This window comes from Rhodoflexus caldus (genome assembly GCF_021206925.1).
Lineage (GTDB): Bacteria > Bacteroidota > Bacteroidia > Cytophagales > Thermoflexibacteraceae > Rhodoflexus > Rhodoflexus caldus.
Window position 1 is genome coordinate 105,480 of sequence record NZ_JAJPRF010000008.1, and the last position, 13,606, is coordinate 119,085.

A 13,606-nucleotide genomic window follows, 5' to 3' on the forward strand; every position below is an offset into this window, starting at 1 on the left:
ACAAGTGGTGTAGGATTAATACCCCAGTACAGGGCTAAGCCATCGCTCAATTTCTTCTACTGACATCCCTTTGCGGGCGGCGTACTCCTCTACTTGGTCTTTCCCGATTTTGCCCAAGCCGAAGTATTTGGCTTCGGGGCTGGCATAATACCACCCACTGACTGCCGCCGCCGGATACATAGCGCAACTTTCGGTTAGTTGTAAGCCGATGTTTTCGGTTACATGCAACAGTTGGAACAGTGTGCGTTTTTCCAAATGGTCAGGGCAGGCAGGGTAGCCCGGTGCAGGACGAATGCCTACGTACTTTTCGTGAATCAGGGCATCGTTGTCCAAATTTTCATCCGGTGCGTACCCCCAAAATTCCTTGCGGACACGTTCGTGCATACGTTCTGCAAAGGCTTCTGCGAGTCGGTCGGCAAGAGCTTTTACCATGATGCTGCTGTAATCGTCGTGCTGTGCTTCATATTGGCGGGCAAGTTCTTCCGCACCGATGCCTGCCGTAACGGCAAATGCACCTATATAGTCCTCTCTGCCGCTCGATTTGGGTGCTATGAAGTCGCTCAGGCAGAAGTTGGGGAGATTTTTCGCCTTTTTGTTTTGTTGGCGCAGATTGTGGAGCAGTGTGGCTACCAATTGGCGATTTTCCTTGTAATGTACGTGCTTGTGCGAGCCGTGTACATCGCAAGTAGTTTCGAGCACAAGTTCCTCAAAATCATAAAGTTCTATATCATCTTCTACGCTGTTGGCAGGGAAAAATCCGATTACTGCTTTTGCCTGCAACAGGCGGTTGTCAATAATATGTTTGAGCATTACCTGTGCGTCGTCATAGAGTTTGCGGGCTTCGCTGCCTACCACAGGGTCATTCAGAATGGCAGGGAAGCGGCCGGCCAGTTCCCAAGACTGAAAGAATGGCGTCCAGTCAATATATCGTGCCAATTCGGCCAGCGAATAATCCTGAAATACTTTCACTCCCAAAAAAGAAGGCTTAACGATGGGCGCTGTTTCCCAGTCTATCGCAACCTTGTTCCGACGTGCTTCTTCAAGGGTGATGTAATTTTTTGCACCCTGACGTGCGGCATGTTCGGTGCGAAGTTTTTCGTATTCTTCGCGAATTTGATTGACCAATGCGTCTTTGGTGCCTTCCTCTTTGCTGACGAGGGCAGCAGCTACCGGCACACTGCGCGAGGCATCCAATACGTGAATAACAGGGTGGCTGTATTGGGGCGCAATTTTTACTGCGGTATGGATGCGCGAAGTAGTTGCTCCGCCAATGAGGAGCGGAGTCGTCATTTTGCGCTTTTCCATTTCCTGAGCCACATATACCATTTCGTCCAGCGAAGGAGTAATCAGCCCCGAAAGGCCGATAATATCTACATTTTCTTTTTGGGCGGTGTCAAGGATTTTTTCCAGCGGCACCATTACCCCCAAATCAATGATTTCGAAGTTGTTACACGCAAGTACTACGCCTACGATATTTTTACCGATGTCGTGTACGTCTCCTTTAACGGTTGCCAGCAGAATTTTGCCTGCACCGCTGCTTTGCAAGGCATCGGGGTTGTTGCGCTTTTCTTCTTCAATAAACGGAATCAGATAGGCAACGGCTTTTTTCATTACGCGGGCACTCTTTACCACTTGCGGCAAAAACATTTTCCCCTCGCCGAAAAGGTCTCCGACGATGTTCATGCCATCCATCAGGGGGCCTTCAATTACTTGCAGCGGCCGCTCGTAGAGTTGTCGCGCTTCTTCGGTGTCTTGTTCGATGTATTCTACAATTCCTTTAATGAGAGCGTGTTTTAGGCGCTCTTGCACGGGTTCGTTGCGCCACGCTTCGTCTTTTACGATTTCCTTGCCTTTGTTTTTAACGTGCTCGGCAAATTCAACCAACCGTTCGGTAGCATCGGGGCGGCGGTTGAGCAGCACGTCCTCGATGCGTTCCAGCAAGTCTTTTGGGATTTCTTCGTACACCTCAATCATGCCGGCATTAACAATACCCATGTCCATGCCTGCCTGAATGGCGTGGTATAGAAAAGCAGAGTGCATGGCTTCGCGCACTACGTCGTTGCCGCGGAACGAGAAGGAAATATTGCTTACGCCGCCCGAAACTTTTGCACCCGGCAGGTTTTCTTTAATCCATTGGGTGGCGCGAATGAAATCAACGGCGTAGTTGTTATGCTCCTCAATGCCTGTGGCTACGGTCAGGATGTTGGGGTCAAAGATGATGTCTTGCGGCGGGAAACCGACTTCGTTCACCAGAATATCGTAGCTGCGTTTACAGATTTCTATGCGGCGTTCGTAGCTGTCGGCCTGTCCTTGTTCATCAAACGCCATTACTACCACGGCTGCACCGTAGCGGCGAATCAGGTGTGCGTGTTCTTTGAATTTTGCCTCACCTTCTTTCAAAGAAATGGAATTGACGATGCCTTTGCCCTGCACACATTTCAAACCTGCTTCAATTACGCTCCATTTGGAGGAGTCTATCATCACGGGTACGCGCGCGATGTCGGGTTCTGCGGCAATGAGGTTTAAAAATTTTACCATTGCGGCTTCGGAATCCAACATGCCCTCATCCATGTTGATATCAATAATCTGTGCGCCGCCTTCTACCTGCTGGCGGGCAATGTCTAATGCTTCTTCGTAATTTCCCTCTTTGATGAGGCGGGCAAATTTGCGGCTGCCTGTAACGTTGGTACGCTCGCCGATATTGACAAATCGCGTTTCAGGGGTGATGTTGAGCGGCTCTAATCCACTGAGGTGCAGGTAGTTGTCTTTTTCGGGAATTTGACGAGGTTTGTAGCGGGCAACCGTTTGGGCAATAGCGCGAATATGTTCGGGCGTAGTGCCGCAACAGCCGCCGACAATGTTCAGCAAACCTGCCTCTGCAAACTCAATTAATTGCGCTACCATTTGTTCGGGTGTTTCATCGTACTGCCCGAACTCGTTGGGTAAGCCTGCATTGGGGTAAATGCTGACCGCTACGTTGGCTACTCGGCTCAATTCTTTGGCATAGGGCAACATCAGGCGCGCCCCCAAAGCACAGTTCAGACCTACGCTCATGATGTGTGCATGGGAAATAGAATGCCAAAATGCCTCTGTTACCTGTCCTGAAAGGGTTCTGCCGCTTTGGTCGGTAATCGTTCCTGAAACCATCACGGGCAATTTTTTGCCGGGTATGCCCAAGAAAGGGAATTGGGTTTTATCGCCTTTCGCACACTCGCGGCGCGGCGGCATAGATGTATGATGAATCTCGTCAAAATATTTTTCAATGGCAAAAAGGGCAGCTTTTGCGTTCAGTGTATCAAAAATGGTTTCTACCAACAGCACATCTGCGCCGCCATCCACCAAACCGCATACCTGTTCGTAGTAGGCCTCTACCAACTGGTCAAAAGTAACGGCACGATATCCGGGGTCGTTTACATCAGGCGAAATGGAGGCGGTGCGGTTGGTCGGCCCCAGTGCACCGGCTACGTAGCGGGGTTTATCGGGCTGTTGCGATGAAATTTCATCGGCTACTTCACGCGCTATTTTGGCTGATTGATAGTTTAGTTCATACGCCAGTTCTTCCAACTGATAATCGGCCTGTGCAATTCTGGTGCCGCTGAAAGTATTGGTCTCGATAATATCTGCACCTGCGAGCAAATATTGCCTGTGGATTTCTTTGATGATGTCGGGGCGTGTGATGGAAAGCAGGTCGTTATTTCCTTTTAAATCGTGCGGATGGTCTTTGAAACGTTCGCCTCTAAAATCTTCCTCGCTGAGTTTGTAACGCTGAATCATGGTTCCCATGGCGCCATCCAGCACCAGAATGCGCTCTTTCAGCAGCTGACGTATGTCTGTTTTCATAGATGGAATTGATTTCGAAAATGTATATAGCGCCCTTGGGGCAATTCGTTATGAAATACTCAAAACAGAACGATAAATTTCAACAAAATTATATGCGAAACGGGTAGAATTTGCATTTTCGGCAGGCGATTTTGGTGCTGTGCGCAAATAAAAAGAGCCGCTCCTTGATTTGGGGCGGCTTAAACTGCTTGCCGTGAATCAGGCCTATCTCATGCGGATGCTGCCGTATTTGGTGGCAATGCGAACTTTACCGCCTCCTTTGCCTACCTGACCTTCCAGCGTCTGTGTTTGCGATTGTGAAATATCGCGGCGAATGTCTGCTCCTGCTACGTCCATCCTGATGCTGCCATAAGAGGAAGTAGCCGAAAACTCAAAGTTTTGCCCGCTGCCAAAATAAACGGTAAACGAACTGTATGCACCTTCTAAATCTATGGCAGAAAAGCCCTTGCTCACTTCGTCTATGCTGAAACTGCCTGCATAGCGCGCTTCCATATGGATTTCCTTTTTCAGCCGATGCACCTTAAAATCGGAATAGGCAATGTTTCCCGTGATGGTTTCGGCTTCATTTTCAATCAGAATGCCGCCATATTTGGTATCGGTACGGAGTTCTTTTACATTTTCGTAGGTTATTTTACCATAGCGATTGTTTACGGTCAATTTACCGCCTTCGCGAATAATACCGTTGCCATAGCTTAGGTCAATGATGCCATTTTCCAGCAACTCTATATCTGCGCTGCTGTATGCAATATCGAGCTTTTTGTTGGTGCCTGTAATTTTATTGGCTTTAAAACTGCCATACTTAACGGCTGCGTCTAATGAACCGCTGAAATTGTCTAAAAAAACGGCACCATAGCGGTTGTTGAGTTTTAATCCGTTTTTGGCGGGCATATTGACCAAATAGTTAATCTCAAAACCATTGATATTATTGATGTTGATACTTCCGGAAGAGTTGATAATGGTTTCAAAGCGCACGGTATTGCCCGTTTTGCCGTATTTGATTTCAATGCGGTCAAGTGTTTCCTTAGCCCGCCGCTCGTTGTTGCCCCATGCCCGCACGGTAACTTCTACCGTAATTTCGGGTTTGTCCCAAGTGTTGATGTGTATTTTACCGTGTCGGTTGGTCAGTTCTGCCACATCGCCCGCGTCCATGCTATATTTTTCGGAGATTTTTTTGGTTACTTCAATTCGGTCGGAGGCCTGTGCCGTCCAATAGAACATGGTCAGAAGCAGGCTAAGAAGGGCAACTTGTATATGTTTAGCTGAGTTTCTCATTTTTTTGCTGGGTTTGTTTTTGTACTTTTTCCAGAATTTCCAATTGTTTGTTGAGCAGTTCCATGCGGTATTGCAGGTTTTGAATCATCGCTTCTACGACTCGCTGACTGCCTGTTTTGTAAAAGTCGTTTTTCAGTTCGCCATAGGCTTCGTTGAGTTTTTTCAGTTCGGTTTCGTAATCTTTGCCTACGCCAAGTTTTTTGAGGTCATAACGGCTGAGTTCGTCCGATTTCAGTTGTATTTGGCGCGTGTAAAAATCTTCTGCCTCTGCAAGTTCGGGTGCTATTTGGTCAAGTGTAACCGTAACTGCGTCATTTGTCGGGAAGGTGGATGCAGCATTTTTTTGCAGTTGTCTGTTTTCGTACACCAGCCAGCCTATCCCCGTGCCAAGCAGCAAGATGATGGAGGCTGCTACTTGCCAGAGGCGATACAGAGGCACCATGCGCACCGATTTGCCTTGTTGCATTCCCTTTTGAATACTTGCCCATACTTTCGCATCGGGTTCTTCGCTGTCAAAGGCTTCCCTGTTTTGGGAAATAAATTTTTCTATTTTATCCTTTTCCATGACCTTAGTGGTATTTTTGGTTTACCAGTCGTTGCGTTGTTGCCGCAACATGTCTCTTAATTTCGCTTTGGCGCGGTTGTACTGCGTTTTTGAAGTAGAAACCGAAATGCCAAGAATTTCGGCAATTTCGCTGTGCTCATAGCTTTCCAGCGCATACAGCGAAAATACAACCCGAAAACCATCGGGCAATTGGCTGATGGCTTGCTGTACAAGCGCTATTTTTAACGGCAAATCTTCATCAGGTTCTTCTGTTTCTTCGGGAATGTCTGTTGTTTCTTCGCCGGTCAGCAGTTCTTTTTGCCACTTTCTGGACTGGTTAATGGCCGTATTGACGGCAATGCGCTTCAACCATGCCCCAAATGCAGACTCACCTCTGTAACTTCCCAACCTTTGAAAAGCAGTTAAAAAGGTTTCTTGCAGAGCGTCTTCTGCAAGCGCCGTGTTGCCGGTGATGCGCAAGCAAGTGTTGTACATTGCTTTGGCATACAGGCGGTACAACTGAAATTGCGCCTTGCTGTCTCCCTTGCGGCAGGCATCTATAACTGCCTGATGCTCATTGTGATAAACATCTTTATTGCTCTCGCCGGGTGTTTGAGTGATTTTCATCAACGCTCTCATCAGGGTTTCCTGCCAACTGTTTTTAAACCAAAGACAATCGGTAAAAACGGGAAGTTGCATGGCGACAAAAAGTTTTTGAAGAGATTACCTCTTTTGGAGGGCAGGGACGTTTTTTTCTTGTACCGGCGATGTTTTACGGGTGAGGCGTGCGTACAAAATGAGTATGGCGGCAATTAACAGCGCCAGAATCAGGGCAGGTAAAATTTTATTAAACCGCTCCAGCATCTGCGGGAAACTGTGGCGCTTGCGGCTTCGTCGGAACTGCACCAGCACGCGGTTAAAATCTTTCTGTGCCTGTATTTCAGCCTCCGACGGTTGAGGCGGGTCTATCCGTATGTCGTACTTACTGTTCACTTGGCAATATTTTTAGCGATTTTTCTTAATTTTTCCAAAATGCGATGGGTGCGTACTTTAACGTTGTTTTCCGTTTGCTCTAATATAAAGGCTATTTCTTTAAAAGGGCGGTCTTCAAAAAAACGCAACTCGAGCAATGCTACTTCTTCTTCGTCTAACTCATTGAATAACAGTTGGATGACTTGGGTTTGTTCCTGTTTTTTATCTTCGCCTGCCTCTGCAAAAAAGCGCTTGATGTCTTCGGTTTCTATGCTTACCACTCTTTTGCGTTGCGTATGGCGGTAAAATTCATTGACCTGATTGGTGGCAATCCGATACAGCCATGCCGAAAAAGGCAGACCTTTGTGTGTGTACTTTTCCAACCGAATCATTGCTTTGAGGAAAACTTGCGAGCAGAGGTCGGCCGTTATCTGGCTGTCGCCTACCCGGCGATTGATGAATAGGAATACCTGCCTGTAATACTTTTCGTAGAAATAGCCGAAAAGTTCAGGATTGTTTTTGGCCTGCTCGAGTATAAGTGCTTCCTGCTGAATCTGTTCGTCGGATTGGTGCATCAGGCTTTGCCGGGTAAGTTTAGGCTCATAATGCTATTGGCCGAGCAAAGGTTACAAAAAATTGCGGGTTTAAATGCCTCTTCAAATGAGAACTTTTCACCTGTGAAGTATCTGCCGCTACTGTATTGATTCCGATTGCGAGTATTTCTCGAGCAAAATCCGCATTTAAAAAGGATGCAAAAATTTGCTCACGTACTTACACCCCAAGCGCAAGCATTTTACGTAAATTACTGAAAAACAGATATTTAAATCTGAGAGGTCTTTGCCTACCTCAGGTTGATAGCAAACTCACGATAAAATTTTTTCGTGCACTAAGGCTGTGCCTTTGCCCAGTAGCGACGGTAGGCGTCCATCAGTGCATCATAAAGCAGTTCGCCTTGGAACGCATAGCCTTTGGGTGTCAGATGGAGGCGGTCGGCAGTGGCTAACTGGCTGCGTTGCCACTGGTCAACGGAGCGAAGCCCGCCCATGACCGTGTAAAAATCCCACACGGAAACGCCTGATTCTGTGGCTACTTGAAAAATCAGTTCGCGCACTTTGTTATTGTGCGGGTTCAGGTAGCGGCGGGCACGGTATGCGTCGCCGGGTGTTGTCAGCAGCACAGAGGTGCGAGGATAGGCGCGTTTGACCATGTTTACTAAAAACCGCAGGTTGGTCAGGAAAACTTCTTCGTCAAACTTGATTACGTGCGCATCGTTAGTGCCCAGTGAAAGAATTACCAAGTCGGGTTTGAGTACGCGCAGTTGGCGGTCAAAGTCTTCACAGCGAAAATAGGTAGTTACTTCCGCACCGTTTACGCCTACACTGCTGTACACAATGCCTGCGCGGTCGTTTTCCAATGAAAAACCCTGCAAAACAAACTGGGTTTGTGCGGGGTCGGAGCGAGTCAGTTTAATGGTAATTTCTTCCTGTGGTTTGCTGAACTCAAACTCAACGAATCCCTCGCGGCTCATGTAGCTGGAAACCAATTCGGACGGATTGGCTACTACCGTTACATTGAACGACGATTTATCAAAAACAGGGTAAAATATTTTGACGCGGGTAATATCGTAAACGGTGGCATTATTTTCCCTGTTGGGGTTGATGGTGAGGGTTGCGTTGGGGTCTTTGGCAATGGCGACCACTCCTGCAAGTCCCCACTTGGCATAGGCATCGCGCTTGATGCTGCGGACACCTTCCCACTTGCCTTGATAGCTGACCGAGTAATTTTGCGGATTGTTGGTTCCGGCAGCGGCATAGGGAAAAACAAAGCCCCGTCCGCCATTGCCGAAATTATTGGTCATTTGCATCAAGTCGCGCACACGACCTGAAAAAAAATCTGCCTGAATGTGCGAGTCGCCAATATGAACAATGTTTACCTTGCGTTTGATGCCGGACTCTAACTGCTTGACTGCCAGAAAGAAGTTGCGCATTCCTTCGCCGTTGGGGTTGGGCTGATGGATGACGTTTTCGGAATAGTTAATGAATCGGTAAGGTTGCGCCGACAGCGACAAAGCCGACAAGCAAAGACTTGTCAGTACGATTGCAAGGCGTTTGTATATCGGTGTGTTATTGCGCAATTCTGTTCCTGATTTTGTAGTTTTCATACTCTTTGATTAGGGCGTTGTAGAGCATTTCGCCTACCAAACGCGCCCCTCGCGGGGTAAAATGTGTATAGTCTTTGCCTGCCAGCGGCGGCTTGTTGTTTACCCAACTTACCATAGAGCCCTCGCCGCCCATTGCTTCGTACAAATCCCAAAAAGCACAGCCAGCGCGGAAGGCTGCCGCCCGTTGTGCATCGCGTATTTTGGGAACGTTGGGGTAGGAGGCATAGCCTGTGCCACTGCGTCGCGCCATATCGGAGAGTCCGACTACCAGAATATCTGCTTGCGGGGCTACCGATTTGAAAAAACGCAATTGCTTGTAGAGCATGTTCTCATAGAAAGTGTAATCGCGGAGTACATTGGGTACAACGTTTACGCCAAATTGCAAAATGATAAGTTTCACATTCAGCAATTCGTATTGGCGGCGCAGCCACTCGGCATTCATCTTAGTAAATTCCACACCTGAGCTGCCACGCATGGCAACGTTATCTAATGCGATGCCCTGATTGCAGTCTAAGGCAACACCAAAAAACTCGCTGCCTTCAGCACTTTCCAAACTGATGGACAACTTTTTGAATCGCCCCGGCACGGCCTGTTCCACTACGGCCACGTTTCGTTCCTGTTGCAGTGCAAAATCCAGCGTAGTGTCTTGCGGCAAGCCGTCCATTTTAATATGTGCGGCTACTTTGGCAAAAGGAGAAGCATAAATAAACTTGATGTTTTCTACCTGTGTGGCATTGGCAAACTCATCACTGAAGCGGGTTTCGCGAAAGCGGGAGGTAGCACGCCACGACAGTTGTGCAGGTGCCAGAGAGTCTTTGGGCACAGGCGGGCTGAACCGATAGGCGGCAGCCAGCACACCGTAGCGCCCCGTCCGATTGCTTTTGTTGTTGTTGCCATATATGGCATATTTAGACCAGTTGCCCGATGCTTCGGTGGAAATGGTTGAGCGGGAGGCTTGCAATTCTAAAAACGGGACAATGCCCACGCCGCAACCGCCAAATTTGCGCTGCAACCTCGAGCGAATATAGTCGCTGATGCGGTCGCCTTCTATTTGGGAGTCGCCGTAGTGCACAATGCGCACCAACGAAGGTTTTTGCGAAAGTGCTGCCCAAGCGGCAAATACGCGGTCTAATGCCGTCGGGTTCAGGCTGTCGGCAAATTGGATGGGGTATTTAGGGTCTGCAACAGGTTCAGGGCGCTCCTCTCTCTTGCCCGATGGTGTACCTGCGCTTGGCGATGCTAAACTATCGGGATTTATCGGGCTTTTTTGCACTTGCTTTGCGGCTTGCTCCAAACTGTCCAATCGGCGTGCCATTGCATTTAGGTCTGCCATGCGTTCTTCGTTCACAACCGTGGCTGTATCCGTACCCATAAAGTCCTTGAAAGTAAAGACTTTAAGTGTGAAGTTTTCGCTGAAAGGGATTTCGCCGGGCGATAAAACCATCAGGATAATGATGGCGCAGGCAACATAAAACAACAGCAGAATTGTACGAAAAGGAGTTACCATTCGCTCAAAAGGGCTAAAACAACCGCAAGTTAAGCGAAAATTAAATTGCGCCTGCTTTCTTTCTGGCTTGCTAAAACCTTTATTTTTGTTTCCGTATGGAAACTTTCTTTGTAGAATCACTCGGAATAGAACCGTTTTACTACCAGTGGGTGCTATTGCCGCTGATGGTTTTTTTGGCACGTATAGGAGATGTTTCGCTGGCAACCATGCGCATTATGTTGCTGATGAGCGGTCGTCGGCAGATTGCGCCCTTGCTCGGTTTTTTGGAAGCCCTCATCTGGATTTTAGCCATTGGGCAAATTATCCGCTCGGTAAACAGTCCATTGGCATACATTGCTTATGCGGCAGGTTTCGGCACAGGCACATATGTTGGTATGTGGATTGAGGGCAGGTTGGCTTTGGGTAAGGTGATTGTACGGGTAATTACGCGCCGCGATGCCACAGAATTAATTAAAGTGCTGATGCAGTCGCGGTTTGGGTTCACCAATATTGTGGCCGAAGGCAGAAAGGGAAATGTCAATGTTATTTTTTCGGTAGTGCAGCGCAAAGACTTGCCCGAATTGGTGCAACTGATAGAAGCACATAATCCCAACGCATTTTATACGATTGAAAATGTGCGCTATGCCAGCAACGGCGGCCTAATGATGATTGAAAATGATAATACGAAAGCGCTTTCGCCGCTTACCACCCTTAAAAAATAGTGCTAACTTTGTGGCAATCAACCTCATTTAATCTGTGAAAGAAGAATATCACCGTTGGTACTCGCCCCGTATCGGGCGCGACTTTGAAATGCTCACTTTCGGGCATTCGGGCTATCCGATGATTATTTACCCGACTTCTATGGGAAGATACTATCAGAACAAGGATTTTGGTCTGATTCATTCCATTGAATGGTTCATTAACACCGGCAGAATCAAAGTTTACTGCCCGGATAGCATTGACAATGACAGTTTTTACAATAAAAACATCCATCCGGCACATAAAATTGCCAACCATGTAATTTATGACGACCTGATTCTCAACGAAGTTGTTTACCGCGCCATGTATGAAACAGGCCGCAGCACGGTTTGTATGGCGGGTTGCAGCTTTGGCGGTTATCATGCACTGAACTTCTCATTCCGTCATCCCGACAAAGTGCGCTATATGTTCAGTTTGGGCGGCGCATTTGATATCCGCTCTTTTATGTGGGGACATTACGATGAGAATGTTTACTTCAACAATCCGGTGGACTATATGCCAAACCTTGGCCCCGGTTGGTATTTAGACAATATTCGCAACATGGGGATTGTGCTTGGAACCGGCGAATACGATATCTGCAAGGAAGACAACATCCGCATGTCGCAGATACTGCACAGCAAACATATTCCGCACTGGCTCGATATCCGCCCGGGAGCTAACCACGACTGGCCGGCTTGGAATATGGTACTGCCCGAGTACGTATCGCAAATGAACGTTTGACAATCAATAAAAAAACTGTCGGATTTTTAAACCCCGACAGTTTTTTATTGCCGATTTTTTGCTCATATACTTGGTTTACGGAACAATGACGCGTCGGCCAATGCTTGCGTAATACCAACCTGTTTGCTGCATCATATCTAAGCTGTACAGGTTGCGCCCGTCAAAAATTACCTTGGATGCCATGACAGTGGCCATTCTTTCCAAATCAGGGGTGCGGAACTCGCTCCATTCGGTTATGATAGCCAGTGCATCGGCACCTTGCAATGCCTGATAAGGGTCTTCGGCATAGCTGATTCGGTCGCCCAGTACTTTCTTGGTATTTTCCATTGCCTCAGGGTCAAAGGCCGTGATAACAGCGCCTTGTTTGAGTAAATCCTCTATGATGTAAAGGGCGGGTGCTTCGCGAATATCATCGGTATTAGGTTTGAAGGCAAGCCCCCAGACAGCAATTTTTTTGCCGCGCAGCTCATCGCCGTAAAAGTCTTTGATTTTTTCAGCCAGCACGTGGCGTTGCTGATAATTGACCGACATAACGGCATCCAATATGCGGAAGTTGTACTCATATTGGCGTGCAGTCAGGCTCAGTGCCTGCACGTCTTTTGGGAAGCAACTGCCGCCGTAGCCTACGCCCGGGAACAGAAAACGAGGGCCGATGCGTTTGTCGCTGCCCATACCCTTGCGCACATTGTCCACATCAGCTCCCACAAGCTCGCACAGGTTGGCGATTTCGTTCATAAAGCTGATGCGCATGGCTAAGTATGAGTTAGCGGCGTACTTGGTCATCTCGGCAGAGCGCTCATCCATAAAAATAATCGGGTTGCCTTGACGAACATAAGGCTCATACAAGCGCTGCATAATCTCGCGGGCGCGTTGCGAAGATGTACCTATGACTACGCGGTCAGGTTTGAGAAAATCCTCTACCGCTACGCCTTCGCGCAGAAACTCCGGATTGGAAACTACGTCAAAAGGCACTTTGGCATGAGCAGCAATGGCTGCATGTACCTTCTCGGCAGTACCAACCGGCACAGTACTTTTATCAACAATTACTTTGTATTCGTCAATAATTTTACCCAATTGTGAAGCAACTCCCAGCACATAAGACAAATCGGCTGAACCGTCTTCCCCCGGAGGAGTCGGCAGTGCAAGGAAAATAATCTGAGACTGTTTAACAGCCGATGCCAAATCGGTCGTAAATTGAAGTCGCCCTTGGCGAGTATTGCGCTCGAAGAGTAATTCAAGCCCCGGCTCATAAATAGGCAACTCTCCGTTGAGCAGTTTGTTTACTTTTTCAGCGTTATTGTCTACGCAAATAACATGGTTACCTGTTTCTGCAAAACAAGTACCTGAAACAAGGCCTACATACCCCGTTCCGATAACAGCAATTTTCATGGTAAATAATGGTTTGTCAGATTAGCATGCAATTTTATTGACTCTGTTTTGATGTCTGCCTCCTTCAAAAGGCGTTTTAAGGAAGGTATCAACCATACCGATGGCTTCTTCTATGGATACAAACCGCGCCGGCAGGCTGATAATATTAGCATCGTTGTGTTGGCGGGCAAGCGCTGCAAGTTCCTGTGTCCAACAAAGTGCTGCACGAATCCCTTGATGTTTGTTGGCAGTAATGGCAACACCGTTGCCGCTGCCGCAAATGAGTATGCCCAAATCTGCCGCGCCGCTTTCTACGGCCTCTGCCACAGGATGCGCAAAATCGGGGTAATCAACGGATTGCTCCGAATAAGTCCCCTTGTCATCCACCTGATAGCCAAGCGATTCAAGATGAGCGATGATTTTTGTTTTGTAGAGAAATCCTGCGTGGTCTGCGCCAATGGCAATTTTTTTTACTTCCATCATT

At 47.9% G+C, this 13,606-nt stretch carries 12 protein-coding genes; 2 read left to right on the forward strand and 10 right to left on the reverse strand.

Annotated features, from left to right (window positions below; translation table 11 throughout):
• Positions 1-15: 15 nt before the first annotated feature.
• The 8 genes from metH to NDK19_RS10680 all read right to left on the reverse strand — a co-directional run bounded on the left by metH (position 16) and on the right by NDK19_RS10680 (position 10,296).
• Positions 16-3,840 carry a methionine synthase gene (gene metH / locus NDK19_RS10645; protein ID WP_250631862.1) on the reverse strand — a complete coding sequence of 1,275 codons (3,825 nt, stop codon included), beginning with the start codon at positions 3,838-3,840 and terminating at the stop codon, positions 16-18.
• Between the two features lie 204 nt (positions 3,841-4,044).
• Positions 4,045-5,112 carry a DUF4097 family beta strand repeat-containing protein gene (locus NDK19_RS10650; RefSeq protein ID WP_250631863.1) on the reverse strand — a complete coding sequence of 356 codons (1,068 nt, stop codon included), beginning with the start codon at positions 5,110-5,112 and terminating at the stop codon, positions 4,045-4,047.
• Positions 5,096-5,677, reverse strand: a complete 582-nt coding sequence (locus tag NDK19_RS10655; RefSeq protein ID WP_250631864.1) for a hypothetical protein — start codon at positions 5,675-5,677, stop codon at positions 5,096-5,098. The genes NDK19_RS10650 and NDK19_RS10655 overlap by 17 nt, the downstream gene beginning before the upstream one ends.
• Before the next feature lie 21 nt (positions 5,678-5,698).
• Entirely contained in the window at positions 5,699-6,355 is a 657-nt protein-coding gene (locus NDK19_RS10660; RefSeq protein WP_250631865.1) for an RNA polymerase sigma factor, read from the reverse strand.
• Positions 6,356-6,379: 24 nt separating this feature from the next.
• Entirely contained in the window at positions 6,380-6,649 is a 270-nt protein-coding gene (locus NDK19_RS10665) for a hypothetical protein (RefSeq protein ID WP_250631866.1), read from the reverse strand.
• Positions 6,646-7,203 (reverse strand): RNA polymerase sigma factor, encoded by a 558-nt coding sequence (locus tag NDK19_RS10670; RefSeq protein ID WP_250631867.1) that lies wholly within the window; start codon positions 7,201-7,203, stop codon positions 6,646-6,648. The genes NDK19_RS10665 and NDK19_RS10670 overlap by 4 nt, the downstream gene beginning before the upstream one ends.
• 311 nt (positions 7,204-7,514) lie before the next feature.
• Positions 7,515-8,789: a GDSL-type esterase/lipase family protein gene (locus tag NDK19_RS10675; protein WP_250631868.1), complete on the reverse strand. Its 1,275-nt coding sequence runs from the start codon at positions 8,787-8,789 to the stop codon at positions 7,515-7,517.
• Positions 8,752-10,296 carry an SGNH/GDSL hydrolase family protein gene (locus tag NDK19_RS10680; RefSeq protein ID WP_250631869.1) on the reverse strand — a complete coding sequence of 515 codons (1,545 nt, stop codon included), beginning with the start codon at positions 10,294-10,296 and terminating at the stop codon, positions 8,752-8,754. The genes NDK19_RS10675 and NDK19_RS10680 overlap by 38 nt, the downstream gene beginning before the upstream one ends.
• A 95-nt stretch (positions 10,297-10,391) precedes the next feature.
• Between NDK19_RS10680 and NDK19_RS10685 the strand changes: the two genes are divergently transcribed.
• Together NDK19_RS10685 and NDK19_RS10690 are read left to right on the forward strand one after the other, a co-directional pair.
• On the forward strand, positions 10,392-10,997 hold the full coding sequence (locus NDK19_RS10685) for a DUF2179 domain-containing protein (RefSeq protein WP_250631870.1): 606 nt from the start codon (positions 10,392-10,394) through the stop codon (positions 10,995-10,997).
• 34 nt (positions 10,998-11,031) lie between these two features.
• Entirely contained in the window at positions 11,032-11,754 is a 723-nt protein-coding gene (locus NDK19_RS10690) for an esterase family protein (RefSeq protein ID WP_250631871.1), read from the forward strand.
• 75 nt (positions 11,755-11,829) lie between these two features.
• Here NDK19_RS10690 and NDK19_RS10695 read toward each other — a convergent pair whose 3' ends face one another.
• Both NDK19_RS10695 and rpiB read right to left on the reverse strand, forming a co-directional pair.
• Entirely contained in the window at positions 11,830-13,143 is a 1,314-nt protein-coding gene (locus NDK19_RS10695) for a UDP-glucose dehydrogenase family protein (protein WP_250631872.1), read from the reverse strand.
• Between the two features lie 21 nt (positions 13,144-13,164).
• Positions 13,165-13,605 carry a ribose 5-phosphate isomerase B gene (gene rpiB, locus NDK19_RS10700; protein WP_250631873.1) on the reverse strand — a complete coding sequence of 147 codons (441 nt, stop codon included), beginning with the start codon at positions 13,603-13,605 and terminating at the stop codon, positions 13,165-13,167.
• Position 13,606: the final 1 nt, after the last annotated feature.

Bases quoted from the DNA above. Each gene is read 5' to 3' on its own strand.
- metH (WP_250631862.1), bottom strand. From the start codon at position 3,840: ATGAAAACAGACATACGTCAGCTGCTGAAAGAGCGCATTCTGGTGCTG.
- NDK19_RS10650 (WP_250631863.1), bottom strand. From the start codon at position 5,112: ATGAGAAACTCAGCTAAACATATACAAGTTGCCCTTCTTAGCCTGCTT.
- NDK19_RS10655 (WP_250631864.1), bottom strand. From the start codon at position 5,677: ATGGAAAAGGATAAAATAGAAAAATTTATTTCCCAAAACAGGGAAGCC.
- NDK19_RS10660 (WP_250631865.1), bottom strand. From the start codon at position 6,355: ATGCAACTTCCCGTTTTTACCGATTGTCTTTGGTTTAAAAACAGTTGG.
- NDK19_RS10670 (WP_250631867.1), bottom strand. From the start codon at position 7,203: ATGCACCAATCCGACGAACAGATTCAGCAGGAAGCACTTATACTCGAG.
- NDK19_RS10675 (WP_250631868.1), bottom strand. From the start codon at position 8,789: ATGAAAACTACAAAATCAGGAACAGAATTGCGCAATAACACACCGATA.
- NDK19_RS10680 (WP_250631869.1), bottom strand. From the start codon at position 10,296: ATGGTAACTCCTTTTCGTACAATTCTGCTGTTGTTTTATGTTGCCTGC.
- NDK19_RS10685 (WP_250631870.1), top strand. From the start codon at position 10,392: ATGGAAACTTTCTTTGTAGAATCACTCGGAATAGAACCGTTTTACTAC.
- NDK19_RS10695 (WP_250631872.1), bottom strand. From the start codon at position 13,143: ATGAAAATTGCTGTTATCGGAACGGGGTATGTAGGCCTTGTTTCAGGT.
- rpiB (WP_250631873.1), bottom strand. From the start codon at position 13,605: ATGATGGAAGTAAAAAAAATTGCCATTGGCGCAGACCACGCAGGATTT.